Genomic DNA, 22,214 nt, shown 5'->3' on the forward strand with positions numbered 1-22,214 from the left:
TTCGCTTCGAGCGTCGTGCCGACATTCACGGCGCGTTCCTCAAACTCGGTTGCTGCCTGATTTGCTGGAACACTCTTCAGCGCACCGAACAGCCTTTATGAAACAGTCTCTTAAAGGGACTTTGCTAGAAGCCCATTGGCCCTATTGAAGGGGGCAGGTCAGGAATGGCTCGAATATGCCGGTCAGTGACATCCGCCGAATCCGCAATGCGGGCAGCGTTCGGGGCGATAGGACTGTGGCGTGGAGACGACGGCGCGATGATGTTGTTCGAGAGTGAGAAAGGCGTGTACGATTCGATACATAGGCCGGACTGTTGTTGATTCGTGTGTGGCTTGGAAACCGTCTCACGATATCACGGCAGTACCGGCCTTCTTTACGTTCTCCATGTCCCGCGCTGTTCGCGGTGAAGTTCAAAAATTCGTTCCCGACGTTCGCGGGAAAAACACTCCTCGCTGATCCTCAAATAGCCCGGTCCGTAACATATGTGTTGATCGATTCGACCATCGTGCGCGCGCACCAGCATTCGTCCGGAGCCCCCAAAAAAACGGTCTGCAAGCGCTCGGTCGCTCGCGAGGTGGGCAGACGATCAAGTTGCACCTGGCCGTCGATGACGCCGGACGTCCCCTGCGGTTGATTGCCACCGAGGGGCAAGTTTCCGATATTTCGTTCGCGAATGAACTGGTTGAGCATTTGCGCACCGGGGCGGTCATCGCTGACAAAGGCTACGACTCGAACGCCTTTGTGGAGAGCATCCGCGCTACGCGTGCGAAGGCCGTAATCCCGCCGCGTTCGAACCGCAAGACCAAGCGTCGCTATAGCCGCGTGCTGTATCGGACCCGGAACATCGTGGAACGCTTTTTCAGTAGTATCAAACATTTTCGTCGTGTCGCCACTCGCTACGACAAGCTCGCAGGCAACTATCTCGCCTTCGCTTCGCTTGCCTGTGCCTTTGGACCGCTCGTGAGAATGTGAACAGGACCTAGCCAAGGAGGAAACTTTCGATCCCGGCGCGTCCCAAGCGCTGGTGCTTTGCGCTCTCTACTTCTCCGTCGAGATTGGCATTGAATTGTTCAACTTCTTGACACGGTAGTCGAGTTGCGCGCGTGTCAATCCGAGAAGACGTGCGGCTTCTGATATGTTCCCGTTCGCGGCTTTGAGTGCCGCGCGTACGAGCGCATCTTCGACCTCGCAAAGTGTCGCTTTGTTCATCTGTACAGCAAGCGCTGCCCAATCCTCGAGCCCCTCCGGGGCTTCTCCGCTCTTGCGGATCGCCTCGGGGGGAGCGCTCGTCGATATGGAATCGAGGACAAGCGACCCAAGGTCGCTTAAACCAAAAGCACCCTTACATTCCACGGTGTCATCGCTACTAAACAAGTGGCATACATCGAGCGTACCGCCTTCCTCGGCGAGGATAACGCCACGTTCGAGCACATTCTCCATCTCGCGGATATTCCCGGGCCACGAGTAATCCAGCAATAGATGAAGCGCACGATTGGATAAGCCCTTGAGGGGCCGACCATGCCTTCGTGAAAATTTCTTTATGAAAAATTCCAGCAAAACCGGGATATCATCCTTTCTTTCACGCAAAGGTGGAATAAAAATTGGAAATACATTCAGCCGGTAGAAAAGATCCTCACGAAAACGCCCGCTTTTTATCGCCTGTTTGAGGTTGTCATTAGTCGCAGTAATTACCCGAACATTGACCTTAACCGTCTTTGAACTCCCGAGTCGCTCCATCTCCCCCGTTTGCAAAACTCTCAATAGCTTCGCTTGAGCGGTTAGACTGAGAGTACCAATCTCATCCAAAAAAATGGTCCCTTCGTTTGCGCTTTCGAAACGCCCAACGCGGGCATCGGATGCGCCGGTGAATGCCCCTCGCTCCGCACCAAAAAGCTCCGATTCAATCAGCGAATCGGGAATAGCTGCACAATTTAATTCAACGAATGGTTTCCCTACACGCGAACTTCTGTTGTGCAGTTCCCGAGCAAACAGGCTTTTGCCCACGCCGCTCTCGCCCATCAGTAAAACGGTCGCACTAGTGGGAGCCACTCTGAATATTTTGTGCATCACTGCGTTGAATCCAGCAGACGCGCCTATTGGTCCTTCTTTGACAGGCACTTCGTCAGGCTTGCAAGGCACACACTCATGATCTGTAGAGTCAGTCGGGGCTGGCCCTGAACTTTTCAACGCGACAAAGCGACGTTTCTCCAGAGATTGTGGCAGCATATACCGAAGGTCCGCATCGGGGGCGTCCCACTCCTCCACGGGCTTTCCAATGATTCGGCATAATGTATTGCCCATCGCGCGGCATTCGACTTCCCGGTATAGAATACGCCGGCCCATGAAAGCGCTCGTGTAGCCGCACGCGTAGCCAATCTGCATCCAGCAGGCTGGTTCGGAGCCGATGCCGTACACGGATATGTGAGCCTCATCCTCGGACGAGTCTTTCCACAGAAATTCCCCGTAATACTGACCGGTGGTGCTGTCGATATCCACTCTGACAGGTTCTACCAGGACGATGCCTTCCAGGGCGTGAAGTTGAGGACCTACCGCGAAGGCATCAAATGCGCTGTCTTGCCCGCGAACCTTTCGTGCGAGCGCGGCATCCCGAGAACCCGATAGATATCCCATGCGGGTCAGCAATCCGCGCGCAGCATCGATACCTAAAGCTTCGATGAGTTCCTGTCGCAGTGAAGCAAACGCGTCCGTATGGATCAAGACCATTCGACGATCGTCGAGCCAGATGCGACCGTCCGCAGGATTGAAACGAAGCCGTTCCGCCAGATCCCGAATGTCCGGGAAATGCAGATCAGCCACTACATCCGGCACGAAAAGCGGTATTCCTCTGTCTATTTCTCCCGCTTTCCCTTTCTCCTCCTTCATGTCCCCTCCTCAAGAGATCGCCAGTCAGGGCTCTTTCTTAAAAGTTCATCGTCTCGCACGCTCTCACCGGGTGCGTAAACCTGCCTGGAACGAAAACCTAATTGGGGGACCGTTCGTTGCCACATGCCGTTGGCGTCACTTGAACGCTCCCCAAAGACCTCCGCGCGGAGGCTTAAAGCGCCTCTTCCGAGAAGAAGTCACCGACCAACCGGTTAAATCGCTCTCCATGCTCAATCTGCGTCCAATGGCCACAGCGGCCGAACACGTGCAGCTGCGCCCGTGGAATCAGTCTGAGCAGTGTATAGGAATTGGACAGCGGGATGACCTGGTCTTCGCGCCCATGGATGATGAGTGTCTCGTGCGGAAGCGAGCCGATGTCCTCCTCCCGGCTCGCCATAGCGTCCACCCAACGCTGGCGCGGTGCCGGAAACATACTTGAAAACGCTTCCTGAAAGTTCGGCCGGATGCTTGCCTCATAACGCAGGCGAGCGAGGCCGTCATTCACGAGATTGCGGTCGAACGCAAAAACATCGAGCAACTCTCGCATGTTGTCGATTGACGGAACGTAGCCCCAAACCTTGTCCAACCCCTCCGTTATCGGGAAGGAGATACCCACGCTGCCCATGAGGACCAATCGGCGCACTCTTTCGGGCGCCCGGATGGCCAGCGCCAAGGCCAGCGCCCCTCCGAAAGAGTTGCCCACCACGTGAGCCTTGTCAATGCCAAGCGCATCCAGCAACCCGAGCGCATGCCCGACCCAGGTATCCATGTCATACTGGATACCCTCCGGCCGCTCGGTATATCCAAAGCCCACCATGTCCGGTGCGATGACGCGAAACTGCTTCGCGAGTTCAGGGATTGTGAGGCGCCAGTTCGCCCATGCGGTTACTCCAGGGCCCGATCCATGAATCAAAAGAACAGGCACTCCCTGACCACGATCGTGATAATTGGTTTTTATACCATATGCGGTGACCGTATTCGCAATTTCTAAAGAATCCGACATTTGCAACTCCATATATCCAGTATCTGGCAACGAGAAACAACTTAATTTTCCTTAACAACTTCGTATGATTTTTCTTGGTTGAACCATCGTCGATCTTTCTCAATGCTTCGGCGCAAAGCATGCTTGGGCGGCTTCCATTGGCATCAACCCTGCATTGAAGTAGCCATGCAAACGCTTGACGACTTCTTTGTCGGGTACATAGGGCCACCGGATAAAACCTAGTTCGACGGCCGCCTCAAACCAGGCGTTCGTCCACGCCTGCAGGAGCTTTGCATCCCGGAGCGTCAGTATATTTGACTCGTCAAGCATAGTTTGTCGACCTCTGATGACTCGGAGCAATCATCTGCTCAATGCGGCTTACGCAAGACCGCGCCCTTTGGGGGAAGTACCACTTCCTGAACGGCTAGCGGATTTTCGCGTAGATCTCATTGCACGAGCGTCCACTTCCGTTTCCCTTCTACGAGCGTCAAATTCAGGACACTAAAAACGTCTTTGGTAATTCATGACTTCAATGTCCGGCTTCGTGAACACAAAAATTGCTGTTCCCGACTCACGCGACCTCTTGTGGGCTTAAATTTCGCCGATGAACGTGGTACGTCAATAATCACAATGTTTGCCTTAACGGTGTCTGACAGTCCTGACCTACAGGGTCAACCCCACCCGCGCCCGCCTCTGCATCAAAACCGTTTTTGCCAGGCCACCGCCGCGTTGATCTGCGAGTGGGTCACCTTTATCGGCACGGAGGTGTTGGGCTGACTCGTGTTCGTCAAGGTCTTCTGCAATGCGAATGATATGCCAAGGTCGATCTTGCTGTTTTGGCTGAACGCATAAGAGACGCCGCCGGTCAGGGTCGTGGTCGGGATGGCGGGAATGACGGCCAACAGCATATTGTTGGGTATGGCTTCCTGCGCATAATGGAAGCCCGCACGGAACGCGAGGCTCGCGTTGTAGCGGTACTCCGCCCCCACGCCAAACACGTTGATGTCACGGTAGTTCTGCGGCAGCGACAGGTTCAGGTTCGCCCCCGTGCCCGACTGTACGAAGCTCACGTTGATGTCCTTGAACACGCTCGCGAGAAACACGCGCTGATAGTCGGCCGAAACGCTCCAGTGATCGTTGAACCGGTGGCTAATACCTGCCGTGAACTGCGCGGGCATTTCGAAGCTGTGGACCGTGATCTGACCGTCGAGCGGGATGTTTCCGGCAACGGAACTCACTGCCGACAACGTTGCATGGCCGCCCAGATCGCCCACGTGCGTCTTGAAGTTGTAGGCCAGGCCAAACACGGTGTCCGGCGTGAGGCGATACGTGAGGCCCAGCTTGCCGCCGATCCCCCAGGCATCGGCGCCTCCGCCCACGATTCCGTTATGCGCGAAGTTGATATACCCGCCCGACAGGCCTGGCACGCTGGCGAGCGCGGGCAGCAGCGTGCCCGACGCGCGGTGCTGGGCCGCGAGCGTACCGATCTGCGAGGCATCCAGCAGCATGCCGAGATTCAGCGAGGTCCAGACTGCGTCGAGCGAGCCGCCGACCGTCAGCTTGTCCGTGACGTCGTAAGACATGGCAAACGGAATGCGCAACACCAGGAGACGCGAAAAATTGTCGAAGCCGGTGTTGATGCCGTTGGTGGTCGTGCGCGACAGAAAGCTGCTGCCGCCGTACTGCGTGCCGAGTCCCCCTCCCGCGAAGGCACCCACGCCGAATGCATACTTCCCGGCCCGATACACGAATGCGGCTTCGGGCGCGAAGTAGGGGCCGTTGTTGTTGCCGTGATTGCCAGAAGAAACTGATTCACCGGTGGCGGCGTTTCGTATGTTGATATCGGTGTTGATGACATCCAGCCCGAAATCTAGATAGGCCCCCTGCTCCATCAAGCCCAGCGTCGCCGGGTTCTCCATCATGGCCGCCGCGCCAATGTCGTACGCCACGCCTGTGCCCCCCATGGCGCGGGACACGGGGCCATAGCCCTCCAGATTGAACACGTCAGTAGCCTTCGCAGTGCCCATCGCAAATAACGCGACCGAAAAACCCACGATCACCCGCACAGCGACACAACTCTGATTGATCTTCAATTTCGTCTCCTTACCAGATTTTTTCTAATAATGGTATGAGCGTTCGCGCGCTCACCCTCGCTTTACGTCGAAGCAGGTTTATGGCCGGATCAGTACCTTCATTGCGCTGTCCGATTTCTGATGAAAGACCGAGAATGCCTTGTCCACATCAGCAAGTTCGAACGCGTGTGAAAAGTACTCTTGCGGATTGATCACACCACGCTCCATCAGCCGCAATGCCTCCCACATGTAAGGCTGGGCGTTAGCGAAGCCATTCATGTGCAAGCTGATATTGCGCAGAAACACATCGGCCAAATTCAGATTGAAAGTTGAGTCGCAGAAAACGCCGATCGCGGCAACCGTTCCGCCGGGGCGAACCAGATCGAGGCACATCTGTAGGGTTTCGGGATAACCGACCACCTCGATCACTTTGTCAAAGCCACGTCCGCCGGTTTCTGCCAGTGCTTTTTCTTTCCAGTCTTCCTGGTTCGCATCAATCGCCACGCCCCCCTTTTTGCGCACCACGTCAAGACGATGGGCAACCTTATCGAGTACAACCACGCGCCCCGGCCCTCTGTGCAGCGCGATATCGAGAGTCATCATTCCCGTCGGCCCGCAGCCCACCAGTGCAACATTCTCCCCGACCTGGATATCGGCCAGGCGGTTGGCGATGATTGCCGACGGCAGGTTGCAGGAAAGCGTAACCGCCGCTTCATCGGGAATTCCCTTCGGCACATTCATCGCGTGACCATCCGCGTGAGGGACGATCAGGGCCTCCGCATGAGTTCCATTGATGCTGCCGAAAGGTATGCCGAATCCATAGACTGCGTTTTTGGTAGTCTCACAATGTGCGGTCTGCCCAACCTCGCACATGTAGCAGTGGCCGCATGAGACTGAGTACCCCATACTGACGCGATCCCCCTGCTTGAAGCGCCCGACGCTCTTACCGACCTCCACGACTTCGCCGATCAACTCATGACCTGTTTGGGACTTGCCTTTTTCCATGATTCCATCAAGCGCGCCCCGGTAAAGGTGCAAATCGGAGCCACATATCGATGTGGCCGTTACTTTGACTAGCATTTCGTGGTCGGCGCGAATGACGGGGTCTGGAATATCCGTACAGCGAATATCCTGCGGACCGTAATAGACTGCGGCTTTCATTTTGTAGTCCTTATAGATTAGTTAGCATAAGTTGTGCTTTCACCTTCCCGTATCCTGATGTCTCAACCCCTCTTCATACTTAAAGGAAAATCTTGAACCCCAACTCCGAAAAAGTTGGGGCAACAAGAACCGGTCTTCGTTAGATCAGGCCCTCGGCTCTGAGCGCGGCCTGCACGGTCGGGCGAGAAGAAATTCGATTCGTATAGCTCTGCAAAGTCGGCCAGCGTCCGATATCTACGCCGACCCACTTTCCCCAAGACAGCACGGTGAACAGATAAGCATCAGCAACCGTGAAGTTATCTCCCATCAGATAGGCCTGACCATCGAGCTTTTTTTCAACATAAGCCAGACGCGCCGCGATCAAATCATTTACGATGGCTTTCCATTCTTCCGGCGTTTTAGGATTGAAAAGCGGCGCAAAAGCCTTGTGAAGCTCGGTCGAAATAAAGTTTAGCCATTCCACCAAACGATAGCGCTCCATCGTCCCGGCTTCAGGCGCCAGCCGCGCTTCGGGAGCCCGATCGGCCAAGTACTGTACGATCGCCGGACCTTCCGTGAGCACCTGCCCATCGTCGAGAGCCAGCAGCGGCACATAACCATTGGGGTTGACGCTGCGAAAGTCAGAACCGCTCTCGGTCTTTTTGCTTTGCAGATCGACTTTTTCGAGCTCGAATGTCAAGCCCATTTCACGCAATACGATGTGCGGTGAAAGCGAACAAGCGCCAGGACTGTAGTACAGTTTCATCGATTACTCTCCTCTGATTAATAGACTTGCATCGACATTAATCGCAAGTCGTGTGGACACTTCATTAAAAGAAACGATCGAAATGAAGCTGTTCGAAAGGAACACAGTAGCCGATCATCAACATCTCCTGAAGAGCCTGAGTCATAGGTGGAGGACCGGCGAAATAAAACTCAAAATTTGACAGCGTATCCCCGAACACACGCCGAACCACGTCATGAACAAATCCCGTTTCACCGCTCCACTGAGATCCGGAGGCCTCACCCGGCAAAGACACGACCGGGTAAAAATGAATGCGTTCGTCGTAGCCACGTAACATGCGCAGGAATGATTCTCCGCAAATGTCTGACGGCGTTCTCCCACCATAGAAAAAATGGAGATGGCGTGTTTTTAGCATGCCGGACTGCGACGCGCCACGTGCAATGGACACCATCGGTGCAAGACCCGACCCGCCCGCTACGCAAACAATGTCGCGTGGGGCCTCCGTTCTCAAGAAAGCAAGGCCGTAAGGTCCATCGATCTCCAGTTGATCGCCCGCACGAAGGTGATGGAACAACTGCTCTGTCGCTTTACCTTGCGGCACGCGCCGGATCTGGAAATGCCACTCGCCTCGATCATTGCCGGTGTTAGACATGGAGTAGGCCCGCGGCGCGGTCACACCAGGGACCGAAAGCATCGCATACTGTCCCGCCAAGAAGGTGGCCGGGCCATCCGTCACAAAGCGAAATTCGCGAATGTCGTGGGTGACTTCATGCGATTCTACAAACTTGGCCAGCAGTCGCTTCGGCCTCACTTGAGATTGATGGTCCGCCTCGACGCGCACCTTTATCTGTATATTCCCCTTGGCTCTGCATTGGCACGCTAACAGACGACCTTTACGCCGATCGCGTTCGGTCAGCCCTGGCGCGTCTGGCCAAAGATTCTCGACCTCTCCGTCCAGCAGATCAAACTTGCAGCTGCCACACCCGCCCGAGTTGCACTCATAGGGAAATCCTATTCCGGCGCGCAAAGCTGCCCGCAGGACAGTGTCTTCCCCCGCCTGGACAAAGGCAGTTTTCTCACCCTCTATGAGTATTTGATGTTCAGACATACATGAAATCCCTGTGATTACGCTGTCAAGATCACCAAGAGCGCGTGATCCAGGCGCTCTTGATGGTCCCCTGAGACAGCATCGGCTGGAAGTCTTTCCTTACAGACCCAGGGATCGACGAAACTCTCGAGTCGCCGACTTGGCCGACTCCGAGGCGTCTGGTACATCGGCAAGCGTGCTGCAATAGGCATCGATAGCCGCATCGCCGAGCGATTCCCACTTGGCAATCCAATTCTTGATAACTTCGGCGTTACCTGGCTTTTCGAGCGCCATCTTGACCAACGCCGTGGCCCAACGCCTGTGACGTGCCGCGTCGATGAGTTGGGCGTCCGTCAACAGGCCTAGCAAAGTATCTCCGTTATGGCGTCCGGACTCGCCCAGCTTGCGCAGCACCGATTCCTCCACCGCCGGCTTGGCGACCAGGTTGAGCGCCACAAACGCTTCGGCCCAGTCCCATGTTACGAGAACCTTTTCCATAAGCTCACGGAAGCCTTGCCAGGCGACGTCGTCTTCCCAATATTTACGCTCGTCGCTACCAAAGCCCTTGTCCTGGAATGCTAGCGACAACTCTTTCGTACGATAGGCCGTATGGCTCAACCAGCGGAAAGAATCGGCCATCTGAAAATAGTTGCAGTTGGTGATAGTGCTCGCTGGAGCCATCTGGCCGACGTAAGCGGAGGCCATTTGCAGCGTGTGGAACAGGTAGCGGGCCGGGGTATATAGCCGGGCCAGCTTACCAGCCCAGCGGGGATCCAGCGACTTATCATGTTCACGGGAATTGAACTGGTCGAACAACCCGAAGACATACGTCTCCTGGCCGTCCTGCATCAGGTTGTACGTGCGATAGATGACTTCGTCCGGATCGCGGAACGCGTTCCAATCGTCGTGCTTGAGCGGACTATTGAGGGTGTGCTGCTTGAACCAGCGGCTCATCCACATATCCGGATCGAGCTCGTAGGGAGCATTCGGATCCCTCTTGTTGTAGTGCAAATTGGTGGAAACGATCTCGTATTCGCTCGGTTTGCGGCGCCGCGTCGCGAGATGACTCCAGGTCTTGAGCGGCTTGAGAACTTGAACTTCAGACATGCTTGTCTCCTCGAATCTTTACTTGGTGGGGCGGATGTTGTCCGGTACCGCTACTCAGACTTGCTTCTCAAAGTAGAAGCGGACCTGATCGGGCATAGTTTCAATACGCCCGGCAAACGAACTCAATTCAACCTCGAGGTCAGGCATTTTGAACGGTCGGCCCAGCGCCCGCTCGATCGTTTCGCGGCGCAGGATTAACTCCCCGTCGGTGTCGATGCGCAAATAGGCGCGCTTGTCGTCCACGCGAATTTCCTTGCCAGGGTTGTCCTCTCGCGCTGCCTCAACTACTGCCTCAGCGAGCTCCCCAGCACGCATGACCGGACCCACCCTGTTGTTAAGGTGGGCCGATGCAATATCGTTTTTAGTCACAGCTTTCTCCTTGCTTTCGAATTGGCGGACCGAATGCTGCTCACGTATGTGCGAACAGCGGCTTCACACCCTCGGTTTCCACAAATACCGCATCGCCTTCGATCTTGATTGGGTACTCGGCCAGCGCACAGTCCGACGGGTTGATACCTTTTCCAGAGCAGGCATCGAACTGCCAAAGATGCGCCCTGCAGATCACCGTCTTGCCGTCGAATTTGCCTTCAATGAGCGGAATGTCCTGGTGTGGGCAAATACCTTGGAACGCCTTCAGGTCGCCGCCCTGCGGCCAAACCATCAGAATTTCCTGCCCATCGACCTCGAACGACTCCATTTCGCCCTCCCAAAGATCGTCCAGAGAGCACACTTTCTTAAATGTCATGAACTTCCTTTCTATTGATGAAGGGGCCCCAGCACATCAACTGCCGAATGCCTGGTTATTGCTGGGCGGGTTCCCAGATGACCTCAACACACTCGGTCGGCTTGAGGCCCGAATCAGCCACTTTCATCGTTCGGGGCAAACATTCCTTGCTACCTTGCCGGCGCACCCGCAGGATATGCCCGGGACGCGCTTTCACACGCCGTCCAACGGAGTGATGCGCAGCAGCGGTCGCCACTTCGTCCATGGTGTTCTCGGTATCGACCGCCACCAGTTGAAGCACGAAGTCGCCTTCGAAATTGGAGCTCAAGGGAAACAAAGCCATTTTGGAGTCCTCTGTTTGGTTGGTGGTTGAGCCGGTGGTCATACCACCGGCTCTTCAGGCAGCAGTGCTCAACTTGCCTTCTTCATGCGCATCTTCTTGTAAATGTCCACCCATGAGTAGCCGTGGGCGTCATCACCGATTTCGCCGGGTGCCAGACCCATGTAAGCCAATGCGCCCCCCAGATCCATCGGCTGCACCAAGCCAGCCAGGAAACGGTCCACCAAAGTCATATGGCCCGCATAACGCTCCGGCTCCTGCTCAAAGCACCACCGATCCGGCTCCGAGCCGAAGTGATACAGCCTGCCGTTGTATTCGAGCGGATAATCCTGCACGGCCCACCCGTTGCCCGGCGTGTAATTGATCGGCAGGTTGCACATGTTGCACACGATCGGCAACGTCTCCGGGTACGTTTGCGCGATGTTCCCGTCGACCAGATTGTCGATGATCACATCCCAGCACTGGCCCCAGGTGTCGTTCCAGCCAGGGTATTTTTCTTCCAGCCAATCCCGTTCTGCGGGCGTGACGCCGGCTGCCGGGTTCCACCAGACGGTAGGACGCCAATACCAGACGCCCAAATGCATGCCATGATGCTGCTGATCGAGCTGCTGCAGGAACGTGTCCCAATACCAAGGCTTGTCGAGCCCCAGATCGCTCAGTGCGCGTTCAAACTGCGCAACAATCCATTCCTGCATAAACTCCTTGAACGACTGCTTGCGATGCTCGAGCGGGGTGTAGTAGTCCATCACCGGCCCAGTCAGCACCGAAAACAGCCTCCACGCGCGCCAAAAAGCGATGTCAACCTTTTTCTGGGCCTCGGCTTTCTTGCCGTTCTCGATCAGAATCTGGAGCGTTGGACCGCCGATCTGTGCATGGCGCGACTCGTCGGTCTGCACACTCGAGATCAGACTGGCGAATGTGTGATCCCCGGCCTCCGCAGCGTCTGCCGCCAGCCCAAGAAACTGCATGTTGGTGAAGCCGGTTTCAAAGCTGAAGGTCAGCATGATGGCGACGCTGATCGCGTCGCGCGTCATCATGATGTCATCGAAGAAATGACGTGCGGCAATCGCTGCCCATTCGTTGGTATGGAAGGCCTTGGCAGCCCAGTCGAACTGACGGTCTTTCGAGACGTGCTCATGAGGAAAGTAGAGCTGGATCTGACCGTGACGAATTTCGTCCATACTTCCCAGGGTCGCCATATTGCGCATGCCCGGTGCCTTGGAGAAGCGCATCATCCGCGCTTCGGCGCTCGAGGCGGAATATTCGGCGAGGGCAATGGCACCATAATGCTGCTTCATCACCGTAAGCCAACCCGGATCAGATCTTTCATAGATCTGGCTGCGCTCGAGCGCGGCCTTCACGGAGTACGCGCCAGCGTCCTTCTCGCGTTGGACTTTGACATACTCCGGGTAAGTCTGCTTGTATGGTTCGTCGTAGGTCTCCCACTTTTCCATGGGAATGCCGTGATCTCCACTGAGCTCGGGCGGAAAAAGCTCGCTCTCCGTGACGTACTTCGGCGACCAGTTAGTCGTCCTGGCAAGGTCGTACCAGTCCATCCGATTTAACAAAGCCATTTTCAGTCTCCATAATTTCTAAGGCCAACTGGCCCTCAACACACCACACACATAACGTCCTAACGCCCTCGCTTCCTGGCGCTTTGACCCGCGATTCCAAAGTGTTCTTTCGGCATTTCGGTAATGAGCACGCGGATGGACTCCACCGGCGCATCAATCGCGCGATGGATCGCCTCGGTGACCTCGGCGATCAGCCGCTCCTTCTTTTCCGCATCGCGGCCTTCGATGATGTACAGCTGCGCAATCGGCATGGCTATCTCCTTTAAACGAAGCGCAAACCGGTGCCGCCCATCCCCTGCACCCGCAGGGCGATGGCATCCCCCGCTCGCACGGCAATGGCCTCCGTGATCCCCCCTGACAGAATCAAACTGCCCGCCGGAATCTCCTCGCCACGCGCGCCCAGATGATTGGCCAGCATCGCAATCGCCGCGGCCGGGTGGCCCAGCACCGCGGCGCCCGCCCCGAACGCAACCGGCTCACCGTTTTTCTCCAGCACGATGCCGACGGTGCGCAGATCCACCTCAGACACTGGCAGTGCGCGCCCACCCACCACAAAGCGTGCGGCCGACGTGTTGTCCGCTACCACACTTTTGAGATCGAACTTGAAATCGCGGTAGCGCGAGTCAATGACTTCGATGCCCGGCATCACGAAGTCAGTCGCCGCCAGCACCGCTCCAATATGACAGCCCGGGCCTTTCAACGGCGCTTTGGTAACAAAGGCGATTTCCGGCTCGACCTTGGGATGGATCAGCGCCTCGGTCTTGCACGTGCCGCCATCGGGGATCGCGTAATAGTCGGCCATGAAGCCGAAGACAGGGCTCTCAACCCCCATCTGCTTCATTTTGGCGTGCGAGGTCAGCCCCGCTTTGAGCCCAACGATCTTCCCGCCGCGGGCCAGCTTGCGGCGGCGAATCTCGTCCTGGATCGCGTAAGCGTCATCCCAATCCATCTCGGGATGCTCATCGGTGATCTTGAGCGTGTCTTGCGCGTGGAGCTCGCAGTTCTCGAGGTGCTCTGCAAGGCGCGCAATGGTGGTGCGATCCAGTTTCATGCCGCCACCTTCTGCGCCTTTGACGCACGCGCTTTGGCCAGCGTGATGGCCGTGTCTTCAATCATGTCTTCCTGGCCACCGACCATGCCCCGGCGCCCAAGCTCGACCAGGATCTCGCGCGCCGGTACGCCATACTTTTGCTCGGCGCGCTTGGCAAACAGCAGGAACGACCCGTAGACCCCGGCGTAACCCAGGGTGAGCGAATCGCGGTCGATCCGGATGGGGAAGTCCATGATCGGCACGACCAGGTCTTCGGCCACGTCCTGAATGGCCCACACATCCACTCCGGTCTGAATCCCCATTCGGTCGCATACGGCGACCAGCACCTCCATCGGCGTGTTGCCCGCACCCGCACCGAGACCAGCCGCGGCGGCGTCGATGCGGGTGGCGCCACACTCAACGGCCGCAATGGAGTTGGCGATCCCCATCGCCAGATTGTGGTGGCCGTGAAAGCCCAGTTCCGTCTCCGGCTTGAGCGCCTCACGCACCGCGCCAAGGCGGGCCCTGACATCATCGGGCAGCATGTAGCCAGCCGAATCGGTAATGTAGACACAGTTGGCGCCGTACGACTCCATCAGCTTTGCCTGCCCGACCAGCCCTTCAGGACTGTTCATATGCGCCATCATCAGGAAGCCCACCGTGTCCATCTCAAGCTTGCGCGCCAGGGCAATGTGCTGCTCTGACACGTCAGCCTCGGTGCAGTGCGTAGCCACCCGGATGGTGTGCACGCCAAGCTCCCTGGCCATCTTCAGATGATCGACGGTGCCGATGCCCGGCAACAGTAAAGCCGAGACCTTGGCCTGCTTCATGAGCGGGATCACGGCCCCCAGATATTCTTCATCGCTGTGGGCCGGAAAGCCATAGTTGACCGACGAGCCGCCCAGGCCATCGCCGTGCGTGACTTCAATCAGGGGGATCCCGGCTGCGTCCAGGCCGCAGGCGATGCTTTTCATTTGCTCCAGCGTCATCAAATGGCGCTTCGGATGCATGCCGTCACGCAACGTCATGTCGTGGACGGTGATTTTTTTTCCTTGCAGGTTCATCTCTGTTCTCCTTGACGGCTCAAGCGACAACCGGTTCGAGCGTGAGATTGCCGGCAATCATCTCTTCGGCAAACATCTCGGCGGTCCGGGCCGCGGCAGCGGTCATGATGTCCAGGTTGCCGGCGTACGTGGGCAGATAGTCCCCCAGGCCCGCCACCTCCATGAAGACCGTCACACGCTTGCCGTCAAACACCGGGCCGTTGACCAGCCGGTAACCGGGCACGTACTTCTGGACTTCCCTGATCATCGCGTGAATCGACTCGGTAATCTTCTCGTGATCCGGCTCACTTTCGGTCAGGCAATGAATCGTGTCGCGCATCATCAGCGGAGGCTCCGCCGGGTTGATGATGATGATGGCTTTGCCCTTCCTCGCGCCCCCCACCTTTTCCACCGCGCCGGCCGTGGTCCGCGTGAATTCGTCAATGTTTTTGCGCGTGCCGGGCCCCACCGATCGGCTCGATACGGTCGCGACGATTTCTGCGTATGCCACCGGCTGCACGCGCGAGACCGCAGCGACCATCGGAATGGTGGCCTGCCCGCCACAGGTGACCATGTTTACATTCATCTCGCGTTTGCCCAGGTGCCCTTTCAAATTGACCGGCGGTACGCAGTACGGGCCAATTGCCGCCGGCGTCAGATCGATCATCATCACGCCCAGCGCGTTAAGCTTGCGCGCGTTTTCCGCGTGAACATATGCACTGGTGGCATCAAACGCGATCTGCACACCATCGGCCAGCACATGCGGCAGCAGCCCGTCGACACCTTCCGCCGTGGTTTTGATGCCGAGCTCACGGGCTCGATTCAGCCCTTCCGATTCCGGGTCGATGCCCACCATCCACACCGGCTCCAGCACCGAGCTGCGCTTGAGCTTGGCCAGCAGATCGGTGCCGATATTGCCTGGTCCGATCAGCGCACATTTGATCTTTTTCATGACCTTGTCCTTCCTATAAAAATGACTTTTACGCACGGCATCCGACAACGGCCGGGCGTGGTGCCTGGCCGGGCGCGTTCAGTGAAACCGGACCGAACAACCGCCCAGACCGCCAATACTGACGCGGAAACTGTCGCCCGCCTTGGCCGGGAACATCGCCGCCAGCGCGCCGGACAAGATCACCTCGCCCGCCTTGAGTGCAATGCCCAGACGCCCCAGCGTGTTGGCCAGCCAGGCCACGGCGTTGACCGGTGAGCCCAGTGCCGCCGCGCCGCAGCCCGTGGCGATAATCTCGCCATTACGCTCCATCACCATGCCGCACAGCGTCAGGTCGAGCTTGCGTGGATCGACCGCGTGATCACCCAGCACGAATACGCCACAGGAGGCGTTGTCCGCCACGGTGTCCTGAATCTTGATCTTCCAGTCGCGGATGCGCGAATCGACAATTTCAAAGCACGGCATCACGCATTCGGTCGCCGCCAGCACGTCCACGTTGGTCACCCCCGGCCCCATCAGGTCTTTCTTGAGGATGAACGCGATCTCGCCTTCGGCCTTGGGCTGAATCAGCGTGCCGATCTCGATCGACTGCCCTTCGTTGTAGATCATGCCGTCGAGCATGTAGCCGAAATCCGGCTGATACACGCCAAGCATGTTCATCACGGCCGCCGACGTCACGCCGATCTTCTTGCCGATGATGGTTTCACCAGCCTGCACACGACGCTCGATCATGCGCTGCTGGATGTGATAGGCGTCCTCGATCGTCATATCGGGGTGGCGCTCGGTCAGCGGATCGAGCACGGTTCGCGTGGTCAGTGCCTGATACAGGGCGTCGCCAAGCTCGGTGATTTGAGTTTTGTCCATGATCACAATTTGATGCAAACGTTTTTGAGTTCCGTGTAGAACTCCAGCGAGTGGACTCCGCCCTCGCGCCCGATACCCGACTGCTTGGCCCCGCCGAACGGCGTGCGCAAATCGCGCAGGAACCAGGAGTTCACCCACGCAATGCCGACCTCGATGGCCCCCGCCACGCGGTGCGCACGCGACAGATTGGTGGTCCAGATCGCCGTGGCCAGGCCGTAGTCGTTATCGTTGGCACGGCGGATCACCTCTTCTTCGCTGTCGAATGGCATGACCAGCGCGCAAGGGCCGAAGATCTCCTCGCGGGCAATCACCGAGTCGTCGCCCAAGCCCGTCCAGATGGTGGGCTGTACCCACGCGCCGCCTTTGAGCGCGTCCGGCATATCGGGTACACCGCCGCCCGCCACCACCGTCGCGCCCGCTTCAACCGCCTTCTTGTAATACGACAGCACCTTGTCACGATGCTCTTGCGAAATCAGCGGGCCCATGCCGGTGGCCGGATCTTCCGGGCGGCCGAGCTGCATGCCTTCAGCGCCTTTTTTGAGCGCGGAGACAAAACGATCAAAGATAGGGCGCTCGACATATACCCGCTCCGTACCCAGGCAGACCTGGCCACAGTTGGCGAAGCACGAGCGCAGCGTGCCTTCAATGGCGGCGTCGAAGTCGCAATCGGCAAACACGATGGCAGCGTTCTTGCCGCCCATCTCCAGACTCACGGGGCGCGCACCGTCAGCCGCGGCCTTCATGATGGCCGCACCCGTGCGGGTTTCACCGGTGAAGGTGATGGCGTTGATGCCGCGGTGGGTGGTGAGGAATTCGCCGGTGGAGCTGGGGCCGAAGCCGTGCACGACGTTGTAGACCCCTGGCGGCACGCCCGCCGCGTTCATCACTTCGCCCAGCAATGCAGCGGTCTGCGGCGTCTCTTCGGAGGGCTTGACCACAACGGTGTTGCCACAGGCCAGCGCTGGGCCGACTTTCCAGGTCATCAGCAGCAGCGGCAGGTTCCATGGACAGATCACCCCGACCACCCCGACCGGTCGACGCATGGCGTAGTTGATCGCCCCGACACCATCCGGTGTAGGCATTTCAAAAAACTCAGTGGGCACGTTCTTCACCACATCGGCGAAGATCTTGAAATTGGCCGCCCCACGCGGAATGTCCACATGCCGCGCCAGGCTCATAGGCTTGCCCGTGTCCTCTACCTCAGCGGCAAGGAAGTCGTCAAAACGACGGTTGATGCCGTCGGCCACCGCGTACAGCACTTCCACGCGCTGGGCCAAGCTCATGCGCCCCCATGCTCCCTTGAGCGCGGCCTGCGCCGCAGCCACCGCCGCGTCGACTTCGGCACGGCCGGCTTCGGCCACCTTGGCAATGACCGCGTTGTTCAACGGCGAGCGCTTCTCGAACCAACGCTGACCCGGCACATATTCGCCGTTGATGAAGTTGTGGATTTCTTTAGCACGAGCGACGGACTGGTTTCCAGTGCTCGCGGTCGCTTGGGGATCGGTAATCAGCATGATGTTTCAGTAAACTTCCTTGTTAGGCAAATGTGGTCGCGGCGGCAGTCGACTTTCCGGAAAGATTCAGGTTTGAGTTAGACCTTGCAGGCTCAATCCGGCTTGCGCACAGTGCTCGTCCTGCTCTTCGGTACCGCCAGACACGCCAATACCCCCGATGCGATGGCCACTTTCAACAATCGGCAAACCACCGCCGAAGGCGATGAAGCGGGGCCTTCGCACGATGCCTTGGCGGACCGCTTCGGAATGACTCAGCAAGGCCTCACTCCACCGACTGGTCGGTAAGCCGAAACTGGCTGCCGTGTATGCCTTGTCGATGGCGATCTCGATGGAGTGCAACGGCGCTCCAGGCATGCGCAGAAACGCGGCAAGATTCCCCGCCACATCGACCACCGCGATGTTCACGCATACGCCGAGGCGCTGCGCGTGCAGCGCAGCTGCCTCGACGACGCGGTTAGCCGCAGGCCAGTTGATCAGCCGCGCCTCGACGCTATGAAGTGAGTCAGCCTGAGTCATGTGCTATCTCCTGCGTGGCAGTCAGGTGTAAACCTCGGTGAATGACTGGACCAACTCACCGGTGTGATAGAAGATGCCGCTGCCGAGATGCTCTTCCGTCCAGGTCGTCACAGGCCGATCAGGTTGAGCGAGGTAGCCCAGGCCGGCAAAGGTCTCGTTGCGATTCCCACTTGGATCGAAGAAATAGATCGTCTCCCCGCGGGTAATCCCATGGCGCGTCGGCGCCACGTCGATCTTGACCTTGTTCTTGGCCATGACGTCAGCCGATTTCAGTACGTCATGCCACGAGTCGAGGAAGAAGGCAATGTGGTGCAAACCATTGCGAGGCCCACCTACGAAAGCGATGTCGTGCGGCGTGGACGTGCGGAACATCCACGTTGCAGCCTGAATGCTACTATCCGGACCTACCATAACTTGCTCAGCCAGATAAAAGCCCAGGCATTCCTTCATGAACCGGGTATTTTCCGCCACCCGATTCACGCCCGTCTCCGGATTGAGTTCACACATCAATAGGCAGTGATCCAGCCAATGGGCGCCTGCCCCCTTGACGTCATCGGGCCACGGGTCAGGATTGGTCGTTCCGACTCCGGTGCCCACATATTCCTTCGTCGCAAACAGACGCATCTCATGTCCGCTCGGCAGGTTGAACTGCAGCATACGACCGGTCGAAGGAAGGGTACCTTCGGGGAGCATTTGTGTCTTGAAGCCATAGGCTTCGATACGCTTTTGCAGCGCGTCCAGGTCGGCATCGTGCTCAACCTTGTAGGCGACATGGTTGAGCCCTGCTTGATCGGACGGCGTCAGAATAACGGAGTACTTGTCCCATTCGTCCCAGCACTTGAGGTACACGTTTCCATGTTCGTCCTCCATCGTCCTTTTCATTCCCAGGACGTTTTCGTAGTGCTTGATTGCCAACGCCATGTCCATCACTTTCAGACTGGCATGGCCGATTCGCATCACACCCATGGTCTATCTCCTTCGGCTTATTTCGTTGAATCTTGGGCTACCTGAAAGCTCAACCCTTTGAAAAAGGGCTTTTGCATCTTGCCGACCACCTCCAGTTCCACATCATCAGTGGGAGCCGCCCGGCACGCCAGCACCACACCTTGCGCTTCTTCCGCCTCGGAAATGTGCGCACGGCTCATTGCTCCAGTTTTGCGCACGCTGCCTCTGCACACCGCGACCTTACACACCCCGCACCCGCCGCTAAGGCAACCAACTGGTATGCCGCGACGCCCAAGGCGTGCCATGCCGGAAAGCAGAGACTCACCGAGAGCGCAGCTGAAACGCTCGCCGGTCTGCTTGACGGTCACGTTGACCTTCCCGTCCTGAGTAGTCACGATCACACCCTCTTGAAAAGCGGACTGCGTACTTGTTGGGCATCGGCTGCGGAAATGAACTTCTCAAAATAGATGTCGCGTTCGAACAACCGGCCCTGGATCAGGGTCGTGACGCAGGCGTCGATCATCGCCGGCGGCCCGCACAAATAGGCTTGGTGGCCGGAAAAGTTGTTCTGGAAATGAGCCTTGGCGACCTCGTGAACGAAACCCTGCGCCAAGGGATGCGTCGCACCTTCTGCTTTTTCCGATAGTGCCGGCACGTAGCTGAAGTTCGAATACCGCTGGCTGAGCTCGCGGAACTCCTCGTCGTAATACAGTTCTGCCTCATTGCGCTGGCCATAGACCAGAGTGATAGGCCTGCTCCATCCGCTTTGCAACAAGTCGATAATCATCGACCGAGGGCTCGACAGGCCTGAACCACCTGCCATGAAAACCATGGGTTGGTCGGCTGACCTGCGCACGAAAAACCGGCCATAGGGACCCGTCACGTGCAGTATGTTCCCCACCGCCAGTTGTTCATGGATGTAACCCGTGCCCTGTCCTCCCGGAACCCGGCGAATATTGAGCTCGATCTCCCCCGTTGCTGCGACGTCCGCAGGTGAATTGGCAATGGAAAACGCCCGTGTCTGGCGCAACTCGGGAATTTCAAGTTGCACGTACTGACCCGCCTGAAAATGAATCGGTTGATCGAGTCTCAGGAAGACGGCTTTGATCGTCGGTGTGAGTTGCTCGATGCGTGTCACCTCGGCATTGAAATCCTCGACCGGGATGACTTCGGCGTCCGGGTCTTCCTCGATGTCGGCCTCGATGGTCGTGTCATCGAGCAAGGTGGCACAGCAGGCCAACGCCTTGCGCTCCTCGCGCTCGAAGTCCATCAGCGCGAAGGGATTCGCATCGCCGAGATCGACTTCTCCGTCACACACCTGCACCTTGCAGGTTCCACATAGCCCGTGACCACACGCGTGCGGAATGTAAATGCCTTGGCGCAAGGCCGCGTCGAGTATAGTTTGCCCTTCCTCCACCTCAATGGTGGCACCCAGGGGCTGAATGTTGAGTTGATAGGTCATTGTTCAAATCGCCGGAGGCCAATCACACCGCGGCCTGTAACTTCGGCTGCGGTGTGATTGCGCTGCCATGACGCAATCTCAATTGCAGGAACCGCTCAGACCGTTCAAGCCAGGCGTGCGAAAGCGGATCACGTCTTTGTGCGTCAGACCGTTTTCAGCCAGCGACTTCGCCGGGTCGGGATGCCACGGCTGGCCGGACTTAAACCACTGCACCTGGCTCCAGTCGATTTTTGAGAAATCGGGGTGATAGCCATAAGTGCCGGGCAACACCTGGGTGCACAGCGCACCGAACAACGTGTCCGACGGCAGGGGCAAGGCAACTGGTGCCGCAAACAACAGATGGTCTTCCCAGCCGATAAACAGCAACGGCGCCGGAAAGTTTTCGCGCGCGTCTCGTGCCGGGAACTTGTAGGGTTTGAGGGCAACAACGCTCATTTGGCTTCTCCTTGCAAGACCTCTCCACGCCAGGCAGCAAAGTTCTTTTGGTCTTCCGACCCCTCGAAATCGAAGTTGTCCCGGCCTACATTCAGGTTGTAGTAGTCGAGCAAGGCCATCAAGGGATCGAAACCTTCCTTGGTCGGATCGGCATCCGGCTTGAAACAGTTTCCTTGATACACTTGCTGCGGCGGAAGCCATGACTGCACGAACTTCTCGGGTTCGTTGTCAAAAATCTCCTTGCAGTGGTCGCTGCAGAAGTGATACTTGTCGCCGAGGTAGTCCGACTCGCGATAGCAGATCTTGGTTGCGTCGCCAGGCTCGGTGAATATCATCGGAATCTGGCAGGTAGTGCAGAGCATCGGCAGCGTCTTGTTGTAGAAACGGTTGCCCTTGGCGGCCTGCTCGCGCCAGTAGTCCCAACGCGGACGGTAATACTTGTCGAACGTCTCGGGGTACTTCTCCGACAGCCACCCCATTTCTTCTTCTGTGGGAACCCAGGTGTGGATGGGGGCCGCGGCGTTATAGTTATAGAACACGGCGAAGGTCTGATGGCTGATGTGGTCCTTGCCTTCGCAAGCCTGGTCCCAGCCCTTGGGCTTACGGATGCCGTAACGCGCAAGATCCTTGAACAGCGCGCCGCCGTTCTGCTCGACGTACATCTCCCAGCTCTCGCGCCAGCTCATCACCCGGGGCAATGTCCCACAGACAGTTGAAGGTTGGGACGGCGGGTGCGGCATAGATTATGCGACCTTGCGATCATGGTCAATGTTGGATTTCGAGGGCGAACGCTTCAGGGCGG

Annotated in this window: 23 protein-coding genes and 3 pseudogenes; 2 read left to right on the forward strand and 24 right to left on the reverse strand. The window is 57.6% G+C overall.

What is annotated here, in order from left to right; translation table 11 throughout:
• Together HV711_RS31030 and HV711_RS31035 are read left to right on the forward strand one after the other, a co-directional pair.
• A pseudogene (locus HV711_RS31030) lies at positions 1–101 on the forward strand (IS5/IS1182 family transposase); the annotation flags it as partial.
• A 374-nt stretch (positions 102–475) separates the two neighbouring features.
• A pseudogene (locus HV711_RS31035) lies at positions 476–972 on the forward strand (IS5 family transposase); the annotation flags it as partial.
• 66 nt (positions 973–1,038) lie between these two features.
• Here HV711_RS31035 and HV711_RS31040 read toward each other — a convergent pair.
• The 24 genes and pseudogenes from HV711_RS31040 to HV711_RS31155 form a co-directional block, all read right to left on the reverse strand.
• On the reverse strand, positions 1,039–2,883 hold the full coding sequence (locus HV711_RS31040) for a sigma-54-dependent Fis family transcriptional regulator (RefSeq protein ID WP_025647997.1): 1,845 nt from the start codon (positions 2,881–2,883) through the stop codon (positions 1,039–1,041).
• 172 nt (positions 2,884–3,055) lie between these two features.
• A complete protein-coding gene (locus HV711_RS31045) occupies positions 3,056–3,886 on the reverse strand; it encodes an alpha/beta fold hydrolase (RefSeq protein ID WP_025647959.1) in 831 nt (276 codons plus the stop codon).
• A 99-nt stretch (positions 3,887–3,985) separates the two neighbouring features.
• Positions 3,986–4,195: a hypothetical protein gene (locus HV711_RS31050; RefSeq protein ID WP_025647960.1), complete on the reverse strand. Its 210-nt coding sequence runs from the start codon at positions 4,193–4,195 to the stop codon at positions 3,986–3,988.
• A gap of 368 nt (positions 4,196–4,563) precedes the next feature.
• Complete coding sequence (locus tag HV711_RS31055) at positions 4,564–5,958, reverse strand: OmpP1/FadL family transporter (protein ID WP_244142780.1); 1,395 nt, start codon at positions 5,956–5,958, stop codon at positions 4,564–4,566.
• 78 nt (positions 5,959–6,036) lie between these two features.
• The gene (locus HV711_RS31060) at positions 6,037–7,098 is read right to left on the reverse strand and encodes an alcohol dehydrogenase (protein WP_023594111.1); all 1,062 of its coding nucleotides are present in this window, start codon (positions 7,096–7,098) and stop codon (positions 6,037–6,039) included.
• 139 nt (positions 7,099–7,237) lie between these two features.
• On the reverse strand, positions 7,238–7,843 hold the full coding sequence (gene gstA / locus HV711_RS31065) for a glutathione transferase GstA (RefSeq protein WP_023872375.1): 606 nt from the start codon (positions 7,841–7,843) through the stop codon (positions 7,238–7,240).
• A 64-nt stretch (positions 7,844–7,907) separates the two neighbouring features.
• Positions 7,908–8,930: a 2Fe-2S iron-sulfur cluster-binding protein gene (locus tag HV711_RS31070; protein ID WP_035480076.1), complete on the reverse strand. Its 1,023-nt coding sequence runs from the start codon at positions 8,928–8,930 to the stop codon at positions 7,908–7,910.
• Positions 8,931–9,029: 99 nt separating this feature from the next.
• Positions 9,030–10,016, reverse strand: a complete 987-nt coding sequence (locus tag HV711_RS31075; protein ID WP_035480075.1) for an aromatic/alkene monooxygenase hydroxylase subunit beta — start codon at positions 10,014–10,016, stop codon at positions 9,030–9,032.
• Between the two features lie 54 nt (positions 10,017–10,070).
• Entirely contained in the window at positions 10,071–10,385 is a 315-nt protein-coding gene (locus tag HV711_RS31080; RefSeq protein ID WP_035480072.1) for an MmoB/DmpM family protein, read from the reverse strand.
• Positions 10,386–10,425: 40 nt separating this feature from the next.
• Complete coding sequence (locus HV711_RS31085; protein WP_011516080.1) at positions 10,426–10,761, reverse strand: monooxygenase system ferredoxin subunit; 336 nt, start codon at positions 10,759–10,761, stop codon at positions 10,426–10,428.
• A 55-nt stretch (positions 10,762–10,816) separates the two neighbouring features.
• On the reverse strand, positions 10,817–11,083 hold the full coding sequence (locus HV711_RS31090) for a toluene-4-monooxygenase system B family protein (RefSeq protein WP_021159329.1): 267 nt from the start codon (positions 11,081–11,083) through the stop codon (positions 10,817–10,819).
• A 68-nt stretch (positions 11,084–11,151) separates the two neighbouring features.
• A complete protein-coding gene (locus HV711_RS31095; protein WP_035480067.1) occupies positions 11,152–12,654 on the reverse strand; it encodes an aromatic/alkene/methane monooxygenase hydroxylase/oxygenase subunit alpha in 1,503 nt (500 codons plus the stop codon).
• Between the two features lie 59 nt (positions 12,655–12,713).
• Positions 12,714–12,905: a 2-hydroxymuconate tautomerase gene (gene thmT, locus HV711_RS31100; RefSeq protein WP_011516083.1), complete on the reverse strand. Its 192-nt coding sequence runs from the start codon at positions 12,903–12,905 to the stop codon at positions 12,714–12,716.
• 11 nt (positions 12,906–12,916) lie between these two features.
• The gene (gene dmpH, locus HV711_RS31105; RefSeq protein WP_095423708.1) at positions 12,917–13,705 is read right to left on the reverse strand and encodes a 2-oxo-3-hexenedioate decarboxylase; all 789 of its coding nucleotides are present in this window, start codon (positions 13,703–13,705) and stop codon (positions 12,917–12,919) included.
• Entirely contained in the window at positions 13,702–14,748 is a 1,047-nt protein-coding gene (gene dmpG / locus HV711_RS31110) for a 4-hydroxy-2-oxovalerate aldolase (RefSeq protein WP_175145548.1), read from the reverse strand. Before dmpG ends, dmpH begins: the two co-directional genes overlap by 4 nt.
• A 19-nt stretch (positions 14,749–14,767) precedes the next feature.
• Positions 14,768–15,679: an acetaldehyde dehydrogenase (acetylating) gene (locus HV711_RS31115; protein WP_035486339.1), complete on the reverse strand. Its 912-nt coding sequence runs from the start codon at positions 15,677–15,679 to the stop codon at positions 14,768–14,770.
• A 78-nt stretch (positions 15,680–15,757) separates the two neighbouring features.
• Positions 15,758–16,540, reverse strand: coding sequence for a 2-oxopent-4-enoate hydratase (dmpE, locus tag HV711_RS31120; RefSeq protein WP_042974940.1), 783 nt, complete (start codon positions 16,538–16,540; stop codon positions 15,758–15,760).
• A gap of 2 nt (positions 16,541–16,542) precedes the next feature.
• Positions 16,543–18,054: a 2-hydroxymuconic semialdehyde dehydrogenase gene (locus HV711_RS31125; protein WP_021159335.1), complete on the reverse strand. Its 1,512-nt coding sequence runs from the start codon at positions 18,052–18,054 to the stop codon at positions 16,543–16,545.
• A gap of 66 nt (positions 18,055–18,120) precedes the next feature.
• Positions 18,121–18,570 carry a GlcG/HbpS family heme-binding protein gene (locus HV711_RS31130; protein WP_035486332.1) on the reverse strand — a complete coding sequence of 150 codons (450 nt, stop codon included), beginning with the start codon at positions 18,568–18,570 and terminating at the stop codon, positions 18,121–18,123.
• Positions 18,571–18,591: 21 nt separating this feature from the next.
• On the reverse strand, positions 18,592–19,536 hold the full coding sequence (locus HV711_RS31135) for a catechol 2,3-dioxygenase (RefSeq protein ID WP_021159336.1): 945 nt from the start codon (positions 19,534–19,536) through the stop codon (positions 18,592–18,594).
• Between the two features lie 17 nt (positions 19,537–19,553).
• The gene (locus HV711_RS31140; RefSeq protein ID WP_035486348.1) at positions 19,554–19,910 is read right to left on the reverse strand and encodes a 2Fe-2S iron-sulfur cluster-binding protein; all 357 of its coding nucleotides are present in this window, start codon (positions 19,908–19,910) and stop codon (positions 19,554–19,556) included.
• A 2-nt stretch (positions 19,911–19,912) separates the two neighbouring features.
• Entirely contained in the window at positions 19,913–20,977 is a 1,065-nt protein-coding gene (locus tag HV711_RS31145) for an NADH:ubiquinone reductase (Na(+)-transporting) subunit F (RefSeq protein WP_035486329.1), read from the reverse strand.
• A 78-nt stretch (positions 20,978–21,055) separates the two neighbouring features.
• On the reverse strand, positions 21,056–21,412 hold the full coding sequence (locus HV711_RS31150) for a phenol hydroxylase subunit P4 (protein ID WP_011516093.1): 357 nt from the start codon (positions 21,410–21,412) through the stop codon (positions 21,056–21,058).
• Positions 21,409–22,104 (reverse strand): annotated as a pseudogene (locus tag HV711_RS31155) (YHS domain-containing protein); the annotation flags it as partial. The gene HV711_RS31150 and the pseudogene HV711_RS31155, both read right to left, overlap by 4 nt.
• Positions 22,105–22,214 lie beyond the last annotated feature (110 nt).

The sequence above is a fragment of the Paraburkholderia phenoliruptrix genome (assembly GCF_902859825.1).
In the GTDB taxonomy this organism is placed as follows: domain Bacteria; phylum Pseudomonadota; class Gammaproteobacteria; order Burkholderiales; family Burkholderiaceae; genus Paraburkholderia; species Paraburkholderia phenoliruptrix.